21 protein-coding genes are annotated in these 19,191 nt (G+C 31.2%); 16 read left to right on the top strand and 5 right to left on the bottom strand.

Going from position 1 to position 19,191, the window contains the following annotated elements:
* Window positions 1–33 precede the first annotated feature (33 nt).
* Entirely contained in the window at window positions 34–729 is a 696-nt protein-coding gene (locus tag G6N05_RS12080; protein WP_166129599.1) for a response regulator transcription factor, read from the top strand.
* Window positions 719–1,765 carry a sensor histidine kinase gene (locus G6N05_RS12085; protein WP_166129604.1) on the top strand — a complete coding sequence of 349 codons (1,047 nt, stop codon included), beginning with the start codon at window positions 719–721 and terminating at the stop codon, window positions 1,763–1,765. The genes G6N05_RS12080 and G6N05_RS12085 overlap by 11 nt, the downstream gene beginning before the upstream one ends.
* Here the strand turns inward: G6N05_RS12085 and G6N05_RS12090 are convergent.
* The gene (locus G6N05_RS12090; protein ID WP_166129608.1) at window positions 1,739–2,800 is read right to left on the bottom strand and encodes a glycosyltransferase; all 1,062 of its coding nucleotides are present in this window, start codon (window positions 2,798–2,800) and stop codon (window positions 1,739–1,741) included. The genes G6N05_RS12085 and G6N05_RS12090 overlap by 27 nt on opposite strands.
* Before the next feature lie 106 nt (window positions 2,801–2,906).
* Here G6N05_RS12090 and trmB point away from each other — a divergent pair, with 106 nt between their 5' ends.
* The 13 genes from trmB (at window position 2,907) to G6N05_RS12155 (ending at window position 14,224) form a co-directional block, all read left to right on the top strand.
* Window positions 2,907–3,581, top strand: coding sequence for a tRNA (guanosine(46)-N7)-methyltransferase TrmB (gene trmB, locus G6N05_RS12095; RefSeq protein ID WP_166129613.1), 675 nt, complete (start codon window positions 2,907–2,909; stop codon window positions 3,579–3,581).
* Complete coding sequence (locus G6N05_RS12100) at window positions 3,581–4,216, top strand: LysE family translocator (RefSeq protein WP_166129616.1); 636 nt, start codon at window positions 3,581–3,583, stop codon at window positions 4,214–4,216. Before trmB ends, G6N05_RS12100 begins: the two co-directional genes overlap by 1 nt.
* 145 nt (window positions 4,217–4,361) lie before the next feature.
* Window positions 4,362–4,682, top strand: a complete 321-nt coding sequence (locus tag G6N05_RS12105) for an MGMT family protein (RefSeq protein ID WP_166129711.1) — start codon at window positions 4,362–4,364, stop codon at window positions 4,680–4,682.
* A gap of 160 nt (window positions 4,683–4,842) precedes the next feature.
* Complete coding sequence (locus G6N05_RS12110) at window positions 4,843–5,979, top strand: Mrp/NBP35 family ATP-binding protein (protein ID WP_166129621.1); 1,137 nt, start codon at window positions 4,843–4,845, stop codon at window positions 5,977–5,979.
* Window positions 5,980–6,075: 96 nt separating this feature from the next.
* Entirely contained in the window at window positions 6,076–6,315 is a 240-nt protein-coding gene (locus tag G6N05_RS12115; RefSeq protein ID WP_166129625.1) for a NifU family protein, read from the top strand.
* Window positions 6,316–6,426: 111 nt separating this feature from the next.
* Complete coding sequence (locus tag G6N05_RS12120) at window positions 6,427–7,485, top strand: NAD(P)/FAD-dependent oxidoreductase (protein WP_166129629.1); 1,059 nt, start codon at window positions 6,427–6,429, stop codon at window positions 7,483–7,485.
* Between the two features lie 74 nt (window positions 7,486–7,559).
* Entirely contained in the window at window positions 7,560–7,892 is a 333-nt protein-coding gene (locus tag G6N05_RS12125) for a 2Fe-2S iron-sulfur cluster-binding family protein (protein ID WP_166129633.1), read from the top strand.
* Window positions 7,893–7,956: 64 nt separating this feature from the next.
* A complete protein-coding gene (locus G6N05_RS12130) occupies window positions 7,957–8,319 on the top strand; it encodes an S-adenosylmethionine decarboxylase family protein (protein WP_166129637.1) in 363 nt (120 codons plus the stop codon).
* Window positions 8,316–9,692 carry a DUF4178 domain-containing protein gene (locus tag G6N05_RS12135; RefSeq protein ID WP_166129640.1) on the top strand — a complete coding sequence of 459 codons (1,377 nt, stop codon included), beginning with the start codon at window positions 8,316–8,318 and terminating at the stop codon, window positions 9,690–9,692. The genes G6N05_RS12130 and G6N05_RS12135 overlap by 4 nt, the downstream gene beginning before the upstream one ends.
* Window positions 9,693–9,913: 221 nt before the next feature.
* The gene (locus G6N05_RS12140) at window positions 9,914–10,120 is read left to right on the top strand and encodes a DUF350 domain-containing protein (RefSeq protein ID WP_166129644.1); all 207 of its coding nucleotides are present in this window, start codon (window positions 9,914–9,916) and stop codon (window positions 10,118–10,120) included.
* Window positions 10,113–11,630: a polyamine aminopropyltransferase gene (locus G6N05_RS12145; RefSeq protein WP_166129647.1), complete on the top strand. Its 1,518-nt coding sequence runs from the start codon at window positions 10,113–10,115 to the stop codon at window positions 11,628–11,630. The genes G6N05_RS12140 and G6N05_RS12145 overlap by 8 nt, the downstream gene beginning before the upstream one ends.
* Window positions 11,608–13,236: an FAD-dependent oxidoreductase gene (locus G6N05_RS12150; RefSeq protein ID WP_166129651.1), complete on the top strand. Its 1,629-nt coding sequence runs from the start codon at window positions 11,608–11,610 to the stop codon at window positions 13,234–13,236. Before G6N05_RS12145 ends, G6N05_RS12150 begins: the two co-directional genes overlap by 23 nt.
* Window positions 13,214–14,224, top strand: a complete 1,011-nt coding sequence (locus tag G6N05_RS12155) for a hypothetical protein (protein WP_166129654.1) — start codon at window positions 13,214–13,216, stop codon at window positions 14,222–14,224. The genes G6N05_RS12150 and G6N05_RS12155 overlap by 23 nt, the downstream gene beginning before the upstream one ends.
* On the opposite strand, the gene G6N05_RS12160 is transcribed toward G6N05_RS12155, so the two are convergent.
* The 3 genes from G6N05_RS12160 to G6N05_RS12170 are packed head-to-tail and all read right to left on the bottom strand — an operon-like array spanning window position 14,225 to window position 17,031.
* Window positions 14,225–15,121, bottom strand: a complete 897-nt coding sequence (locus G6N05_RS12160) for a metallophosphoesterase (RefSeq protein ID WP_166129657.1) — start codon at window positions 15,119–15,121, stop codon at window positions 14,225–14,227.
* 21 nt (window positions 15,122–15,142) lie between these two features.
* Complete coding sequence (locus tag G6N05_RS12165; protein ID WP_166129661.1) at window positions 15,143–15,856, bottom strand: 3'-5' exonuclease; 714 nt, start codon at window positions 15,854–15,856, stop codon at window positions 15,143–15,145.
* Window positions 15,857–15,873: 17 nt separating this feature from the next.
* Window positions 15,874–17,031, bottom strand: coding sequence for a serine hydrolase domain-containing protein (locus G6N05_RS12170; protein WP_166129665.1), 1,158 nt, complete (start codon window positions 17,029–17,031; stop codon window positions 15,874–15,876).
* 139 nt (window positions 17,032–17,170) lie between these two features.
* On the opposite strand from G6N05_RS12170, the gene G6N05_RS12175 reads away from it, so the two are divergent.
* Window positions 17,171–18,772: a peptide chain release factor 3 gene (locus G6N05_RS12175; protein WP_166129668.1), complete on the top strand. Its 1,602-nt coding sequence runs from the start codon at window positions 17,171–17,173 to the stop codon at window positions 18,770–18,772.
* A gap of 71 nt (window positions 18,773–18,843) precedes the next feature.
* Here G6N05_RS12175 and G6N05_RS12180 read toward each other — a convergent pair.
* The coding region (locus G6N05_RS12180; RefSeq protein WP_166129672.1) for an OmpA family protein at window positions 18,844–19,191 on the bottom strand (348 nt) is incomplete at its 5' end.

A 19,191-nucleotide genomic window follows, 5' to 3' on the forward strand; every position in this document is an offset into this window, starting at 1 on the left:
AAATTAAATTTTTTAATTACTTTTATAGTTAATATGAAAAAGAAAGATATAAAGATATTATTGGTAGACGACGAACCGGACATTCTAGAAATTGTTGGGTACAATTTAGAGCAAGCCGGATATCAGGTTTTTAAAGCTGAAAACGGTAAAGATGCCGTGAAACAAGCGCAAAAAACAAAACCACATTTAATCATTATGGATGTGATGATGCCAGAAATGGATGGTATGGAAGCTTGTGAAAAAATTAGAGAAATCCCAGAATTAAAAGACACTATTATTACTTTCTTAACGGCTAGAAGTGAAGATTATTCACAAGTTGCAGGTTTTGATGTGGGTGCCGACGATTATATTGCCAAACCAATTAAACCAAAGTTATTGGTAAGTAAAGTAAAAGGTTTATTACGCAGATTAAAAGACGAAGAATTAGAAAATTCAGAAACGTTAACGGTTGGTAATTTACAAATTAACCGTGAAGAATATAAAATAATTAAAGACGGAATTACCATCATTTTACCAAGAAAAGAGTTTGAATTACTATACTTACTAGCTTCAAAACCTGGTAAAGTGTTTACTAGAACAGAAATTTTAGATAAAGTTTGGGGTAATGAAGTAATTGTTGGTGGTAGAACAATTGATGTTCACATTAGAAAACTTCGTGAAAAAATTGATGAAGATGTTTTTAAAACGATTAAAGGTGTAGGTTACAAAATAGAATTAAATGGCGATTAATTTCAAAAAATCATACAAGTTTGCCTTTAAATCATCCTTTTATATTTCATTATTTGTAGTATTCAGTTTGTTGATTTACAATCACTTCGTACAACCTATTAACATATTCATATTACTTGTATTTCCTATTACTCTATTTGTTTTTAGTTTTTTCTTAATTCAATATAGAGTAGAAATTTTCATATACAAACGTATCAAAAAACTTTACGATGAAGTTTCTATTTTAGATGCGACTTCTTTAAAAAACAAAATTGTTACTACGGATATTTCTTCTCTAACAAACGACATTAGAAACTTCGCTAAAGAGAAAAAAATTGAAATTGAATCGTTAAATATTCGAGAAGAATATAGAAGAGAATTTTTAGGAAACATTTCTCACGAGCTAAAAACTCCTTTGTTTACCGTACAAGGTTATTTAGACACACTTATTGAAGGTGGCGCAATTAAAGACAAAACTTTACGAGTAAAATACATAGAACGCGCTTCCAAAGGAGTAGAAAGATTAATAAGTATTGTGCAAGATTTAGATATGATTTCAAAATTTGAAGTGGGCGATTTAAACTTAGAAATCACAAAATTCGATATAATCAGCGAAATTCAGAATGTATTTGATTTGCTAGAAATGAAAGCAGATGCTAAAAATATCATTTTAATGTTCGATGAAAAATACATTTCTCCCATTCATGTGTATGCCGATAAAGATAAAATTCAACAAGTTTTAACCAACTTAGTCATGAATTCTATCAAATACGGAAAAGAAAATGGTACTACAGAAATATCTGTTGAGAAAATCAATAAAAATAAAGTATTAGTCCGTATTCAAGATAATGGAGATGGAATTGAACAACAACATTTATCACGAATTTTTGAACGTTTCTTTAGAATTAGTAAAAGTGGTTCAAGAGAAGAAGGTGGTTCTGGTTTAGGATTAGCTATCGTGAAACACATTATTGAAGCCCACAACGAAAAAATATTTGTGCAAAGTACGCCTCAAAAAGGATCAGAATTTTCATTTACCTTGAAAACAAGTAAATAATTCAACCCAATTTCGGTTAAAATTATAGGTTCTAAAACCGCTATATATATCAATTTTTTGCAATTTATCTAACGTGAATTTATGCTGTGCACAACTTGGTACGCTTCCTTCTTTCTTTAGTTTTTTGGCTAAATATTCTTGTTCAAATTGTCCTGGAGTTGGAATTAAAAACGCTTTCGCACCTAAAAAAGCTAAATCCATAATAGAAGAATAACCTGAACGGCAAATGATATATTCACTTTCTTGAATCGCAATTTCCAATTCGTCCGCTTCCATATAATTATAAAACGTAAAATTGTTTTGTTTCGCCATTTTTTGTTCTTTCTCCACCAATCCTTTTACAAAAAGAATAGCGCCTTTAAATTCAGATAATTCAATACGAAGTTTTTCTTCTAACAAAGTGCGTTGCGGTTCTGGACCAGATAAAACCACAAGTAAATCGTGTTTTTTTGGTAAGTTTTTTTTCTTAAATCGGGTTAACGGACCAATGAATTTAATGTTTTTTAAATCCGAGTTTTCATGACTTAATCTTCCGCTTAAATTAATACCATCAGAAACATCTGGCACCCAACATTCTTTATGTTTTTTAATAAAATGTTGGTGAAATTTACTCGAAATCCAACTCGTATTTCCCGACAACACATTGACTTGGTGTGTAATGTAAACGGATGGGATTTTAGACGAAAAAATCCCTGGTCGATTATCTGAGATTATTCCAGAAATTTCATGTTTCTTAATAATCTTATCAAGTACTTTTTTTTCTTTTCGAATCGCAAAAAATAATTTCGGCAATTGTTTGAAAATTTTGAATCTAAAATCTTCTCCTTTTTCAGAATATTGAATATTATAATCTGGCAAGATTTCAAAAATATCGTTTGGAAATTCTTTTTTTAATAAATGTAACGAAGCACCATCACTTGCAATAATAGGGGTGAAATTGTTTTCTTTAAGCGCGTAAATAATTGGAATACAACGAGATGCGTGTCCTAATCCCCAATTCAAAGGAGCCACAAGTATTTTTTTAGAGGTATTCATAATTGAAATGTTTATTTTCGATTTGGGAAAAGAAAATAATTGAGTTTATTTTTTTACAAAGATAGATACTTTAATTTTATACTTTTGCATTATAAAATTAATTGTTGTGGGAAGTAAAAATAAATTAAAAAGATTTAACGAAAACCTAACGTTCTCTAATGTGTTTCAACCAACTAGAGAAGAAGTGGTAACGGATAGTGTAGCTTTAAAAGGGAAATGGAATACCGATTTCTTTAAAAATAATAATCCAATTGTACTAGAATTAGGTTGTGGAAAAGGAGAATATTCTGTTGGTTTAGCAGAAAGATATCCTAATAAAAACTTTATTGGAGTAGATATTAAAGGTGCTCGTTTTTGGCGTGGTGCGAAAACTGCTTTGGAAAACGGTCTGAGTAATGTTGGATTTCTTCGTACGCAAATTGAATTAATCAAACATTGTTTTGCCGAAAATGAAGTAGACGAAATTTGGATTACTTTCCCAGATCCGCAAATCAAATACAAACGTACGAAACACCGTATGACGAATTCTGAGTTTTTGCAGAATTATAAAAAAATACTAAAACCAGATGGTTTAATGCACCTAAAAACTGACAGTGAATTCATGCACGGTTACACTTTAGGACTTTTACATGGTGAAGGACACGAAGTTTTATATTCGAATCATAACGTATATAACAACGCCGGAGCACCAGAAGTAGTAACAAGTATTCAAACTTTTTACGAAAGTCAGTATTTAGAAATAAATAAATGTATAACTTACATCCAGTTTAAAATTAAATAGTGTCGGTACTTTTTGCTTTTGCTTTCGCAATTTTGTTTTCATTTTTAGGTGTTATGCCACCTGGAATTGTGAACATGACAGTGGCGAATTATAGCGTAAAAAAATCATTAAAAAGAGCCAAAAAATTTATAAACGGGGCGCTTTTAGTCGTTTTTGTTCAAAGTATTTTGGCGTTTTATTTTGCTACTTTTTTAGAAAGTCATCCACAAGTGATGAATAATTTAAAATTAGTTGGAAGCGTGGTTTTCATTTTGTTAACCATCTTTTTTTTAGGAAAAGGCATTCAAAATAGTATTAGTTCTAAAGAAGAAATCAAGAAAAGATCTACCAAAAGTAAAATGAAACCTTTTTTACATGGTGTTTTTATTTCTGGATTAAATGTGTTTCCTATTCCATATTATGCTTTTGTGAGTTTGTATTTATCGGCTTTTATTGAAGATTTCTTTACTAATTTAGTCGGTGTAGCTTTTGTTATTGGAGTCACTTTAGGAACTTTTATTGTGTTTTTATGTTATGCCTATTTGTTTAGAAAAATTAAGCATAAAGTTACCTTTTTCATTAAAAATATTAACTTTATAATTGCCATTATTACGGGATTAATTGCCGTTTTCACGATTTATAACTTGAATAAATAAATTTATAACCATTAAGAAATTAAGTTTATTAAGTCAATAGTTTGTTCGTTAATGTCTTAATAGTAAAAAATATAAATTGTATTCTTTAATTCAATCTGCGAATCTTCGGTGAATTTTATTAATAAAACTAAGCTATCAATTGAAAATAAAAGAAGACAATTTTTTTGAACGTGTATATGAAGTCGCCCGACAAATTCCTTACGGAAAAGTTACTTCTTATGGCGCTATTGCTAAAGCTTTAGGTGCAGGTCGTTCTGCAAGAATGGTTGGTTGGGCAATGAACGCTTGTCACGGCAGGGAAGATATTCCTGCACATCGTGTAGTCAATCGCTTAGGACTTTTAACAGGCAAACATCATTTTGATGGCACCAACTTAATGCAACAATTATTAGAAAGCGAAGGCATTCAAGTCATTGACAATCAAATTATAGATTTTAAAAAGCACTTTTGGGAACCAGATTTTTAAGATACTAAAATCCAATAAACAAACCTTATACAATCATTAAAACTTTTTTAATCGATAAACTACAAACTTTTAAACTTCTTACTATCTTTGCAATCTAAAATTAGTTTAAATAAGCATAGTCTTAAATTGAACTTTTTATAATTAAGTTTTATATAATACGATGAAATTAGATAGAAAAGAAATTCTTACCGCATTAGAAAGCATTTCAATTGCAGGTGAAGGAAAAAATATGGTAGAAAGTGGTGCGGTGCAAAACGTAGTAACTTTTGGCGATGAAGTAGTAGTAGATGTAGTTTTAACGACTCCAGCTTTACATATAAAAAATCGTGCGGAAGCAGATATTAAAAAGGTAATTGCCGAAAAAATAAATGCGGATGCGAAGGTTAAAGTTAACATTAAAGTAGAAACACCAACAAAAGAAGAAGCGAATACGATCAAAGGAAAACAAATTCCTGGAATTAGTAATATTATCGCCGTTTCTTCAGGAAAAGGTGGTGTGGGAAAATCTACAATCACAGCGAATTTAGCTGTTGCTTTATCTAAAATGGGTTTCAAAGTTGGAATTTTAGATGCTGATATTTACGGGCCATCAATGCCAATTATGTTCGATGTGGAATCAGCAAAACCTATTTCAGTTGAAATTGATGGAAAATCGAAAATGCAACCGGTACAAAGTTATGGTGTGGAGATTTTATCTATCGGATTTTTCACGAAACCAGACCAAGCGGTTATTTGGCGTGGACCAATGGCTTCAAAAGCGTTAAATCAAATGATTTTTGATGCGAATTGGGGAGAATTAGATTTCATGTTAATCGATTTACCTCCAGGAACTGGTGATATTCACTTATCAATTATGCAATCGTTACCAATTACTGGTGCAGTTGTAGTAAGTACGCCTCAAGCTGTAGCTTTAGCAGATGCCAAAAAAGGTGTTTCTATGTTTATGTCAGATTCTATTCAAGTTCCAGTATTGGGAATTATAGAAAACATGGCGTATTTCACACCAGAAGAACTTCCTGATAATAAATATTATATCTTTGGTAAAGAAGGTGCAAAAAATTTAGCAGAAGATTTAGAAGTTCCGTTTTTAGGTGAAGTTCCTTTAGTACAAAGCATCAGAGAAGCAGGTGATTACGGAAGACCAGCAGCGATGCAAACAGGTTCTATTTTAGAAACTATTTTTGAAGAATTAGCCAGAAGCGTTGTCGCTGAAACGGTAAAAAGAAATGAAAATTTACCAGCTACAGAAGCCATAAAAATTACAACAATGGCAGGATGTTCTGCTGTAAAAAAATAAGTCAATTAGCCAATTTTCAATGTGTCAATTGGCACATTGAAAATTGAAATATTAATAATTGGCATATTGAAAATTGTCCAATTGAAAATTGAAAAAATGACAGAAATTGAAATAAACGAAAATATCGAGAAAGCCTTAGCTGAGATTAGACCTTTCTTAAATTCAGATGGTGGCGATATTGAATTGGTTGAAGTATTGGATGGAAAACACGTAAAAGTGCGTTTGCAAGGTGCTTGTACAAGTTGCAGTTTAAGTATCAGTACCATGAAAGCTGGTGTAGAAACTACGATTAAAAAATATGTTCCTCAAATTGAAACGGTTGAAAATATAGCTTAATTTTTTAACCTGATAAATGTCATAATATAATACGTTACAAATCAATTTCTTTGTAACATAGAATTTATAAAAACTTTGCGCCTTTTAGCCTTAGTAGCAAAAACAAAAAAAATGATTGAAACAGATATATTAATAATTGGAGCAGGTCCAACTGGGCTTTTTGCTGTTTTCGAAGCAGGTTTATTACAATTAAAATGTCATATTATTGACGCACTTCCTCAACCAGGTGGGCAATTAGCAGAATTATATCCTAAAAAACCTATTTTTGATATTCCAGGTTATCCTGAAGTATTAGCAGGTGATTTAGTAACAAATTTAATGGAACAAATTAAGCAATTTCAACCCGGTTTTACATTGGCTGAAACGGCTGAAACCATTGAAAAACTTGAAGATGGTTCTTTTATTGTAACTACAAATAAAGGTACGAAACATAAAGCTAAAGCGATTGCTATTGCAGGTGGTTTAGGAACTTTCGAACCAAGAAAACCCATTTTAAAAGACATTGAATTTTATGAAAAAGAAGACAGAGGTGTCGATTATTTCGTAAAAGATCCAGAAAAATATCGCAACAAAAATATTGTAATTGCTGGTGGTGGTGATTCTGCATTAGATTGGAGTGTTTTCCTTTCAAATGTTGCTTCTTCAGTGACTTTAATTCATAGAAGAAATGAATTCCGTGGCGCTTTAGATTCTGTAGAAAAAGTACAAGAATTAAAATCAGCAGGAAAAATAAAATTAATTACGCCTGCTGAAGTCGTAGGTTTCAAAGGAACGGAAAGAATTGAATCTATAGATGTTGAAATGAACGGCGCACGCATGAATGTGCCAACTGATTATTTCATTCCACTTTTCGGACTAACTCCAAAATTAGGGGCAATTGCCAATTGGGGATTAGAAATTGAGAAAAATGCCATCAAAGTAAACAACGCTTTAGATTATCAAACCAATATAGACGGAATTTACGCTATTGGTGATGTGAATACTTATCCAGGAAAATTGAAGTTGATTTTATGTGGTTTCCACGAAGCGACTTTAATGTGTCAAAGTGTGTATAACCGAATCAATCCAGGAAAACGTTATGTGTTAAAATATACAACAGTTTCTGGCGTAGATGGTTTTGATGGAACAAGAAAAGAAGCAGAAAAAGCAGTTGTAAAATCTATAGATTAAATATAATTTTGTTTCAAGTTTCAGGTTTAAAGTTAAGCGAACCTGAAACTTGAAACTTGAAACTTGAACTAAAAATGCCACAAGACGTAACTATTTTTATTACCGACAGAAACGGTGTAAAACACGAAGTTTTAGCGCCAACCGACATGAATATGAATGTGATGGAATTAATCCGTTCGTATGAATTAGCCGAAGAAGGAACTGTTGGTGTTTGCGGCGGAATGGCGATGTGCGCTTCTTGTCAATGTTATTTACTTAACAATGTTTTAAAAACAGAAAGAAATGACGACGAAGAAGCAATGCTAACTGATGCGTATCACGTAAAGGACAATAGTCGCTTAGGTTGCCAAATTCACATTTCTGAAGATTTAGAAGGTTTGGAGCTGGAAATTGCACCAGAACAATAGAATTTTACTTTTTTGTAACTTTTTTATATTTTCCTCGTATAATTAAAGTAACAAAAAATAATAGATGCAAAATCCTACTAATTTACTAGGTTTACACGTATTACTTACCTTAAAAACAGCACACAATAGTAAACTTACTACTTGTGATTCTTTCATAAATTTTGTAAACTTACTTTTACAAGAGCATGATTTAGAATTAATAGGTCAAACTTCACATGTTTTTGAAAATAATAGCTTTACCATTGCTTTTTGTTTGAAAGAATCCCATATTTGTATTCATACTTGGCCAGAAATAAATCAATTAACTACTGATGTGTATTTGTGTAATTATTCTTGTGATAATACGCAGAAAGTTAGAACTATTTCAAATCAAATTACGAATTATTTTGAAGCAACTATTGTGAAACAAACTGAAGTAAACAGATGATAAACACCATAACTTGTAAATCTTGCAACACTTTAACTACAGTTCAATCTACAGTAGATTTTGTAAATTTTGCCTGTCCTAATTGTGGTAGTTTATATGATTTAAAATCTGCAAATCAAACCCACTTAAAAAAATACACTTACAAACCTTTAGATATTATTTTGCCTATCGGTTTAAAAGGAATAATTGACAATAAGGAGTATGAAATTATCAATGTTTTGGTTAAGTTTTTGGGCGCATTTACTTATTCAAAAGAATATACATTAGTATCAAAAGACATTCAATACATTTATTTGTCAGAATGCAACGGCCACTGGATTCAACTCAAACAAGTTGATGATATCGAATTAAAAAAATCGGGAAGTTTAAAGATAAAATATAATGATATTTACTTTGATAAGTTCGATTATTATTCACCTTCTTTAATGAGAGCGTATGGTTTTTTTGATTTTGAACTTTCAAATTTTGACAACTTTGTGGTAGAATATATCAATCCGCCTTTTATATTGTCAACCGAAAGGATTAATTCAGAAACAGTAACTTATCTTGGACAACATATTGAAAAAAAGGAAGTAAAAAAAATTTTTCAACTAGAAACCATCCCGTCTAAGTCAGGTATTGGTGTTGTGCAGCCTTTTCCATTTCATATTTTAGATACAATAAAAATTTTTCTTATTGCTGCAATTCTTATTTTAACTTGTTTTATTTTTCAAGGTTCTAAAGGAAATAAAGAAGTTTTAAACAATACAATCTCTATTAACGAATATGCTAACAAAGAATATCTTTCTCCAAGTTTTGAAGTTGCAGATATTGCTGTTCCTATTAAGATTAATTTATTTTCAGATGTATCTAATTCATGGGCTTATGCTGGTGTTTCTGTAGTGAATGAATTAACAAATGAAGAAGAATTTGCAGAACAAGATATTGAATTTTACTCCGGCTATGAAGATGGATATCATTGGACTGAAGGAAGTCGTAGTGTGAATTTCCATATTTGTGGATTAAAACCAGGAAAGTATCACTTAGTAATTTCTCCTTCAGCAGAAAACGTAGTCGCAAATACATCCGATTCTTCTTCAATTATAAACTTACCACCTGCAGTTGTTACAACTGAAAATAGTAATTACACAACTGCTGAAAAAATCGAAGATAGTATTAATAAACTTTATTCTGGAATGCATGATACAGAACAATCAATTAGCCCAGATCAAAAAACATTAACCATAATCGCTGAACTGGAAAGTCCTTCCAATTGGAATTTTGGTATTTCAATAGTCGTATTTGTAGTTTTAATTATAGTTTTGTTTGTTTATAGACGTATTTTTGAAACTAGGAGATGGAGTGATAGCAGTTATTCACCATATATAGAATAGTAATATGAAAGATTTTATTTTTAGAAATAAGTGGGCCTTATTAATGGCAACCTCAATGTTTTGTTTGTATCAATATGTAACCTATAATGGAAATAGAATTTGCGATTGCCAAACCACAGAAAAAACACAAAGCGGCTCTTCTACCTATAGAGGCGGCGGCGTAAATAGATTTTATCACAAGTAAAAATATCAATATTTAATAATAATATAAACTGAAAAATATGTTAGTAAACGGATTAATTAACTCAATAGTGTTTTCATTAGTAGGAATCGTAATTTTATTAATTGGGTATTTCATCATTGAAAAAGCAACACCAGAAAACACCTGGAAAGAAATTGTACAAAACAAAAACACCGCATTAGCCATTGTTTTTGGAGCATTAATTATAGGCATTTCTATGATCATTAGCGCCGCTATTCATGGGTAAAAAATTCTTAAAATTTGAATATTTACTTTTATTTGCCGTATTTATAATAGCTACGTGCGGACTTATTTACGAGTTAATTGCAGGAACTTTAGCCAGTTATTTACTTGGCGATTCTGTCAAACAATTTTCGTTTATTATTGGTGTGTACTTATTTTCCATGGGTGTGGGTTCGTATTTTGCGAAATTCATCAAAAAGAATCAGCTAAACACTTTTATTGAAATCGAAATAATTGTCGGATTAATCGGCGGTTTAAGCTCTGTCTTACTATTTATCCTTTTTGAAAAAGTAGATTATTTTCAAGTTGTTTTATATCTTTTGGTTTTCATAACAGGCTGTTTAGTAGGTTTAGAAATTCCGCTTTTAATGAATATTCTGAAGGAAAAAGTAGAATTCAGCGAATTAGTGTCTAATGTTTTTACGTTCGATTATATTGGCGCTTTATTAGCTTCTGTTTTGTTTCCTTTGGTGTTTATTCCTCAATTAGGTGTGATTAAAACCTCGTTGTTTTTCGGAATGATTAATATTTCAGTTGCCATATTCTTAACTTTTTTATTGCAAAAAGAAATTAAAAACAGCTTACTACTGAAGTTTAAATCCATTTTTTCATTTTTGTTTTTAGTGGTAGTTTTCTTTTTTTCTGACGAAATTTTAAGCTTTTCTGAAGAAAAATTATATGGTGAAAACATTGTTTTTACCAACACAACTCCGTATCAAAGAATCGTTTTAACGCACAATAAAAACGATTATAAACTCTATCTAAATAACAACCTTCAATTTTCATCAGCCGACGAATACAGATACCACGAAGCTTTAGTGCATCCAGCAATGGAAAACGCTACTAATATTGAAAACGTATTGGTTTTAGGCGGTGGCGATGGTTTAGCTTGTAGAGAAATTTTAAAATATCCAGCAGTTAAAACCATTACTCTTGTAGATTTAGATGAAAAAATGACGCAGATGTTTAAAGAAAACACCATTCTTAAAACGTTTAATCACAATTCGTTTCTAAATAAAAAAGTCACGATTCACAACCAAGATGCTTTTCTTTGGGCGAAAACAACTACCAAAAAGTATGATGTAATTATCATCGATTTTCCTGATCCTTCCAACTATAGTTTAGGGAAATTATATTCGCTTAATTTTTATAAAACTTTAGCTAAAGTAGCGAATCCAAATACGGTTGTTGTAATCCAAACAACTTCACCTTACTTTGCACCTAAATCATTTTGGTGCATTAATAAAACCGTTAAACAAGTGTTTTCAAATACAGATGCCTATCATGTTTATGTACCATCTTTTGGCGAATGGGGTTATACCATTGCGACATTAAATCCTGAAAATACTTTCGATAAAGTAAACAGAAAAGTAAATCAGCTTAAATTCTACAACCACAATTATAAAAGTTTAAATCAATTCCCGAAAGATATGATGGCTCATAATGTGGAAATTAACCGATTAGATAACCAAATTTTAGTACGCTATTTCGATGAAGAATGGGGAAAACTCTAGTCAATTTTCAAGGAGAAACTTTGTAAAAAGTGTGGTTTTCGCAAGCATATTGGCTCAAATTCCAGTTATGTTGCATTCTCGTAAAAACACATTAGCCGAAATTTTCTTAAAAATCACAGGAACAAATCATATTTTAGGCCACCGATTATGGCTTAAAAACTTTCCAAAACCAACTGAAATTATAGAAATTCCAATACTAATTATTGGCGCTGGAATAACGGGTTTGTCTGCAGCAAGACAATTGGTTAAAAAAAATAAAACTGATTTTTTATTGTTAGAATTAGAAAGCACTATTGGCGGAAATTCCAGTTTTGGTACCAATAAAGCCACTTCTTTTCCTCACGGCGCCCATTATTTACCATTACCGAATTTACACGATAAAGAATTACTTTCTTTTTTACACGAATCGAAAATTATCACACATTTTGAAAAGGAACTACCTATTTTCGATGAAACTCAAATGTGTTTTAAACCTCAAGAACGACTTTTTATAAAGAACAATTGGCAGGAAGAATTAATTCCGAAATACGGAAATTCTGAAATAGCCAACGAAGAAATCAATCGTTTTTTTGAAATCACATTGCAACTAAAAGAGGAAAAAGGTTTTGATGGATTGTATCATTTTGACATTCCGATAAAAAAGATTACTAAAGACAAAAAATACCGTGATTTAGATACAATAACCATGAAAGATTGGTTGTCTAACAATAAATTTACGTCAGAAGAACTTTTAGAATACGTAAATTATTGTTGTAAAGATGATTTTGGAATTGGTATAGATTTCGTTTCTGCTTGGGCAGGATTATTCTATTTTACTGCCAGAAAACATGATGCGTCAACTACTGAAAATGTATTAACTTGGCCAGAAGGTAACGGAAGATTAGCAAAACATTTAGCTAAATACGTTGAAGATAAAGTCAAAAAGAATCATTTAGTTTATGAAATAAAGCAAAACGATACATTAGTAGAAGTACTTTGTTTTGATGCGAAAAACAATAAATCTGTGATGTATAAATGCGAAAAAGTGATTTGTTGTACACCACAATATATCAATTCGTATTTGTTTAAAGACAGAAAAACTAGTGCTAAATTTCAATACGCACCTTGGTTTACGGCAACTATAAGTTTAAAAAAAGAATCCGAATTGAACAATTCAGAATTGTATTGGGATAATGTAATTTATAAGTCGAAAGGATTGGGTTATATTTATAATCAGCATCAAACCGTAAATCAAATTGTTGACAATAAGTCGATTACGTATTATTATTCTTTTTCAAATTCGAACTTAAAAGAAGCTAGAAAAGAATTCTTAAAAATGAAGGAAGAAGAAATTAAAAATATCATTATTTCCGATTTAAGCATCGCACATCACACCATAAAACAAGAAATTGAAACTATTGAAATATATAAAATGGGACACGGTATGATTAGTCCAACTCCAAATTTTATTTTTAGTGAAGAAAAAGAAATAGCAGCTAAAAATATAGAGGATAAAATATTTTTTGCTCACAGTGATTTATCAGGAATATCTGTTTTTGAAGAAGCTTTTCATCAAGGCATAGATGTTGTAAACCAAATTTTCAATGAAACAACCTTGGATTCATAAAGCCAAAACAGACGGAATTTTCATTTTAGCACCATCATTTATAGTGTTGCTTATTGTTTTTCTGTTTCATAACCAATTAATGACAATTGAAGAAAATTATTCCTTTTATGTTTGGTTGGTTTTGATTGTAGGTATTGATGTAGCGCACGTTTATGCCACTTTGTTTAAAACCTATTTTGTAAAAGAAACCTTCATTCAAAGTAAAAAACTTTTGATTTCATTGCCAATAATCTGTTTTTTAATTGGATTGATTTTGTTTTCATTTGGTGCTTTGGTTTTCTGGTCTTTTTTAGCATACGTTGCTGTATTTCATTTTATCAGACAGCAATATGGTTTCATGCGATTGTATTCGAGAAATGAAATCAAAACCAAATTTCAAGTTTTTTCAGATAATGTAATTATTTATAACGCCACCGTTTTCCCCATGTTGTTTTGGTTTTTATCGAACAATAGAAAATTCAATTGGTTTGTGGAAAATGAGTTTTTTCTGTTCGAAAACACCAACATCATACCGTATTTATTCTATTTGTATTTTGCTATAATTGGAGTTTATGTTTTTAAAACAGCTTACCTTTTTCTAACTAAAAAAGATTTTAATATTCCGAAAAACGTGCTAATTATTGGAACGTATTTGTCGTGGTATTTTGGAATCGTTTACTATAATAACGATTTAATATTTACATTGTTAAATGTTGTTTCTCACGGAATTCCTTATTTGGCTTTGATTTATTTTAAAGAAGTCAATGAACCAAAAATTGGTTTTATGAAAGGGATTTCTTCATTCAATAAGATTGCCATTTTTCTTGTCTTCTTGTTAGGAATTGCCTTTGTAGAAGAATTTTTTTGGGAGATTTTTGTTTGGCAAGAAAACTTCACTTTTAATTTTGATGTTTCCGAAAACTGGCAACTCATTTTAGTGCCATTATTAACCGTTCCGCAGTTTACACATTATTTACTAGATGGTTTTATTTGGAAAACCAAAAAATAATTATTCGTAATCACTCAATTTTTGTGGTGTTTCAATATATTCTTTTACAATTTGTAATACACCGTCATCATTAGTGTCAATGAGCCATTTGATTAGTGAAATTTTGCCGTTTTCAATTTCAATTCCGGTAATGTTTCTTGGATGAACGCAACTTCCATCGTTAAAAAAATTCAGTAAATTCTCACTTGGTTTCGGAAAATGTGGTCGATGTGTATGACCCACAATAGTTATTTTATTTCCGTTTTCCGAAATCCATCGTTTAATTCTCCTTTCGATTTTTAGCGATTCCAAATAATTTTTAGCCGGACTAGTTGGGTCTTTAATTCCCCAAACTTGAAGTGGTTTCCACAAAACTCTCACAAATAAGCGATTGAATTTCCAACCTACATAATTCATAAAATCTGCTTGATGTCCGTGCGTTAAAAACAATTCCTGACCTGTATCAGTATTTTCTAAAACGATTGCTTCATTGAAGGTTAAATTAGGCATTAAAGGCAGGTTTTTTCCAGCAGTAGTATCAAAATATTCTGAAAAGTGTTTTTTTACAATCTCTTGATTTCGATATACCATATCGTGATTTCCGTAAATCATGTGAAGTTTCTTTTTCTCGTAGAACTTTTTTAATAGCAAAAACACATTTTTATTCGCTTCAATAATATCTTTAAAAAATAAGTTTTCCCATAATTCATCGCCATCACCTAATTCGATATATTGAAAATCATTTTTATAATACTGATTTAAAGCATGCATATAAATGTTGCGATTATTAGCAAAATCATCCGCAAAACTTCCGTCTCCACGATGGCAATCACTAAACAAAATAAACTTATCCGAATCGGTAAACTTGATTCGGAATGCATTTTTATACGCTCTTGTTAATCGGGTTTGAGAAGACATTAATATAAGTTTTATAATTATTTACACTTTCAAAATTTCATCATCTGAAAGTAATTTTTGAAGGCGTAATTTCAATATAATTTGTGCTACGGCAATGACATCTTTTTCGCAATATGTGGCAATTCTGTCAATGTCTTTGTCTTTATAAAAAACTTTAGCGACTTCACTTCCATCGATGTCATCTTTTGGAGAAGGAACTCCTAGAACTTTCGTCAATAATTTTAAAGATGTGAAATGTTTATAATCGCCAAATTTCCATAATTCTAAAGTATCTAAATGCGGAACTTCCCATGGTTTTTTTCCCATTAAATTCAACTTTGCAGGAATTTTTATCCCATGAATTAGCATTCTTCTGGCTATAAAAGGAAAATCGAATTCTTTTACATTGTGTCCACACATTACATGTTGAGGGAAACTGAAATGGTTGTTGATTAAGTTCGAAAACTCAATTAGTAAGCGTTCTTCATCACCTTGAAAAGTGGTAACTCTAAATTGTCTTTCACCTTGTTTCTGTGTGAAATATCCAACAGAAATGCACACTATTTTTCCGAATTCAGCCCAAATTCCAGCTCTTTCGTAAAATTCATCTGGCGTAAATTCGTCTTTTCTTTGGTATTGTGTTTTGTGTGCGAATAATTCCTGAAAATCTTGATCTAAATCACTAAAATTTTCTAATTCTGGAACGGTTTCAATATCTAAAAACAAGATATTTTCTAATTGAATGGCGTGTAACATAAAGTTGGTTTTTAATTTTATTTCTTCTTGTTTAACATTTTGTAAGCTTCTTCTATATAAGTGTATAAATCTGTACTATGTGCGTCAGTTGCGGTTTGCAAGCCTTTTAAATGTCCTAATCGAACAATAATAATGTCGTCTTCTGGAATCACAATTACAAACTGACCTAAATGACCGCGCATGTAATATATTTTTTTTCCTTTAACCGTGTGCAACCACCAACCATAACCATATTCTGGACTATCAGTAAAACGTGGTTTTAATGATTTTGCGATAAAAGTGCTGTCTAAAATTTGTTTGCCATTCCATTTTCCATTTTGCTTGTATAATTTTCCGAAACGAGCAAAATCTCTAGCGTTACTAGCAATACAACAATAAGCTTTTTCAATTCCGGAATCAGCTTCATCTAATTGCCAAAGCGCGTCATTTTCTGCACCCATTGGTTTCCAAAAACTATCTGAAACATAATCGGATAAGTATTTTCCAGTGGCTTTTTCAATACACATCGCTAATAATTGTGTGGCACCACTTAAATATTCGAAACTTTGTCCGGGTTTGTTTTTGATATCTAAACCTAAGATTACACCTCTTAAATTATCATCAAAATACGCTCTAGTTACGATTGATAACGGACTATAGTATTTTTCGTCCCAACTTAAACCAGAAGCCATCGAAGACAAATCTCCGACTGTAACTTCTTTCGCAAATTTTCCTTTTAATTCTGGGAAGAAATCCGTTACTTTTTGATCTAAACTTTTTATTTTTCCATCCATTATAGCTTTTCCTAAAGCGGCAGAAACGACACTTTTCGCAACAGAAAAAGAATTTGATTTGGAATCTTTATCAAAACCATCAAAATAACTTTCATGCCAAATGCTATCATTTTTGATAATTAAATAAGCAATTGTTTGAAGTTTTTTATGCGTTTTATTTAGAACATCAGTTGATGGAACAGTATTGTATTCCTTAGAAATTGCCCAAGATTGTGCTACGCCTTTTTTTATGGTTCGGTTAGGAAATTCTTTGTAATCTTCTAAATATGCAGTCGTATATCCTTTTAAATATATGGTTCTTACAGCGCGAATTAAATAATCGACATCAAAAATATACATCAAAATAATGATGCTACTAAAGATGATTAAAAACCATTTGAAGAATTTTATTAGAAATTTCATGTTTTGAAGAATTTATAAGCAATGTAAGAAAAAATAATGTTTTTTAATACCACTTTTATAATAAGGTCTAAAATTAATAAATAACTCGATTATAGAAAATATTATTTATAAATAGTATTTTTGCAAAAAAATTACACTAATGAGTTTCGAAAAAGAAATTGCTAGGAGAAGAACTTTTGGAATTATCTCTCACCCAGATGCTGGAAAAACAACTTTAACAGAAAAACTGTTATTGTTTGGAGGTGCCATTAATGAAGCTGGTGCGGTAAAAAGTAATAAAATTAAAAAAGGAGCAACTTCCGATTTCATGGAAATTGAACGTCAGCGTGGAATTTCGGTTTCAACGTCGGTGTTAGCCTTCAATTATAAAGAGAAAAAAATAAACATCTTAGATACACCTGGACACAAGGATTTTGCTGAAGATACTTTCCGTACGTTAACTGCTGTAGATAGCGTTATTGTTGTGGTTGACGTAGCAAAAGGTGTGGAAGAACAAACCGAAAAATTGGTTGCTGTTTGTAGAATGCGAAACATTCCTATGATTGTTTTCATTAACAAATTAGACCGTGAAGGTAAAGATGCTTTCGACTTAATGGACGAAGTGGAACAAAAATTAGGACTTCAAGTTACGCCGTTGAGTTTCCCAATTGGTATGGGTTACGATTTTCAAGGAATTTATAATATTTGGGAAAAGAACATCAATTTATTTGAAGGTGATAGCAGAAAAAATATTGAAGAAACCATTGCTTTTTCAGACCTTCAAAACCCAGAATTAGAGAAAATAATCGGTGAAAAACCAGCAAATAAATTACGTGAAGAAATAGAATTAATTTCTGAAGTATATCCAGAATTTGATAGAGAACAATATTTATCTGGAAAATTACAACCTGTGTTTTTTGGTTCGGCTTTAAATAATTTTGGAGTTCGTGAGTTGTTAGATTGTTTTATCGAAATCGCTCCGACGCCACAACCAAAAGCTTCTGATACACGTTTAGTAGATTCTAACGAAAAGAAATTCAGTGGTTTTGTGTTTAAAATCCACGCGAATATGGACCCAAAACACCGTGACCGTTTGGCTTTCGTAAAAATTGTTTCGGGAACATTTGAAAGAAACAAACCGTATTTACATGTTCGTCAAGGGAAAAACATGAAATTCAGTAGTCCGAATGCTTTCTTCGCAGAGAAAAAAGAAATTGTAGATATTTCATATCCTGGTGATATTGTAGGTTTGCACGATACCGGAAATTTTAAAATTGGTGATACACTTACAGAAGGTGAAGCGATGAATTTTAAGGGAATTCCGAGTTTCTCTCCAGAGCATTTTAGATATATCAATAATGCCGATCCATTAAAAGCAAAACAATTAGAAAAAGGTGTCGACCAATTAATGGATGAAGGTGTAGCGCAGTTGTTTACTATTGAAATGAATGGAAGAAAAGTAATTGGAACAGTTGGCGCGCTTCAATATGAAGTAATTCAATACCGTTTAGAGCACGAATACGGTGCGAAATGTACGTACGAGAACTTTCCTGCTTACAAAGCGTGTTGGGTGCTTCCAGACGATCCAAAAAACGAAGAGTTTAAAGAATTCAAACGTGTGAAACAGAAATTTATGGCACACGACAAACATAATCAATTAGTGTTTTTAGCAGATAGTGAATTTTCAATCCAAATGACACAACAAAAATATCCGAGTGTAAAATTATTTTTCACATCTGATTATCATAAAAACGAGAACTAAAAACATAAAAAGAGCGCCAATTGGCGCTCTTTTACATTGAAACTAAATTAATTATATTCGCAATCCTAACTCTATTTTTTAATAATCAAGAACTCACTACGTCTGTTTTGAGCGTGTTCTTCTTCAGTACAGTCTGTACAAGGAACTTTTGGTTGCGTTTCTCCCATTCCGCTTCCTGTAATTCTGTTTTTAGCAATGCCTTTTGAAATGATGTATTGAACCGTAGATTTTGCTCTTCTGTCCGATAACTTCATGTTGTAACCATCTGCTCCACGATTATCTGTGTGCGATTTCGCATCGATAACCATATTTGGAAATTCGTTCATTACTTTAACCAATTTGTCTAACTCTTCTGCACCTTCTGCTGTGATGTTAGATTTGTTGTATTCAAAGTAAATAGCCTGTAAAATAACTTCTCT

Source organism: Flavobacterium bernardetii, assembly GCF_011305415.1.
Lineage (GTDB): Bacteria > Bacteroidota > Bacteroidia > Flavobacteriales > Flavobacteriaceae > Flavobacterium > Flavobacterium bernardetii.

Excerpts from the sequence above, each read along its gene's own strand:
- G6N05_RS12080 (WP_166129599.1), top strand. The coding sequence starts at position 34 with ATGAAAAAGAAAGATATAAAGATATTATTGGTAGACGACGAACCGGAC.
- G6N05_RS12085 (WP_166129604.1), top strand. The coding sequence starts at position 719 with ATGGCGATTAATTTCAAAAAATCATACAAGTTTGCCTTTAAATCATCC.
- G6N05_RS12090 (WP_166129608.1), bottom strand. The coding sequence starts at position 2,800 with ATGAATACCTCTAAAAAAATACTTGTGGCTCCTTTGAATTGGGGATTA.
- G6N05_RS12110 (WP_166129621.1), top strand. The coding sequence starts at position 4,843 with ATGAAATTAGATAGAAAAGAAATTCTTACCGCATTAGAAAGCATTTCA.
- G6N05_RS12115 (WP_166129625.1), top strand. The coding sequence starts at position 6,076 with ATGACAGAAATTGAAATAAACGAAAATATCGAGAAAGCCTTAGCTGAG.
- G6N05_RS12120 (WP_166129629.1), top strand. The coding sequence starts at position 6,427 with ATGATTGAAACAGATATATTAATAATTGGAGCAGGTCCAACTGGGCTT.
- G6N05_RS12125 (WP_166129633.1), top strand. The coding sequence starts at position 7,560 with ATGCCACAAGACGTAACTATTTTTATTACCGACAGAAACGGTGTAAAA.
- G6N05_RS12130 (WP_166129637.1), top strand. The coding sequence starts at position 7,957 with ATGCAAAATCCTACTAATTTACTAGGTTTACACGTATTACTTACCTTA.
- G6N05_RS12135 (WP_166129640.1), top strand. The coding sequence starts at position 8,316 with ATGATAAACACCATAACTTGTAAATCTTGCAACACTTTAACTACAGTT.
- G6N05_RS12140 (WP_166129644.1), top strand. The coding sequence starts at position 9,914 with ATGTTAGTAAACGGATTAATTAACTCAATAGTGTTTTCATTAGTAGGA.
- G6N05_RS12145 (WP_166129647.1), top strand. The coding sequence starts at position 10,113 with ATGGGTAAAAAATTCTTAAAATTTGAATATTTACTTTTATTTGCCGTA.
- G6N05_RS12150 (WP_166129651.1), top strand. The coding sequence starts at position 11,608 with ATGAAGAATGGGGAAAACTCTAGTCAATTTTCAAGGAGAAACTTTGTA.
- G6N05_RS12155 (WP_166129654.1), top strand. The coding sequence starts at position 13,214 with ATGAAACAACCTTGGATTCATAAAGCCAAAACAGACGGAATTTTCATT.
- G6N05_RS12160 (WP_166129657.1), bottom strand. The coding sequence starts at position 15,121 with ATGTCTTCTCAAACCCGATTAACAAGAGCGTATAAAAATGCATTCCGA.
- G6N05_RS12165 (WP_166129661.1), bottom strand. The coding sequence starts at position 15,856 with ATGTTACACGCCATTCAATTAGAAAATATCTTGTTTTTAGATATTGAA.
- G6N05_RS12170 (WP_166129665.1), bottom strand. The coding sequence starts at position 17,031 with ATGAAATTTCTAATAAAATTCTTCAAATGGTTTTTAATCATCTTTAGT.
- G6N05_RS12175 (WP_166129668.1), top strand. The coding sequence starts at position 17,171 with ATGAGTTTCGAAAAAGAAATTGCTAGGAGAAGAACTTTTGGAATTATC.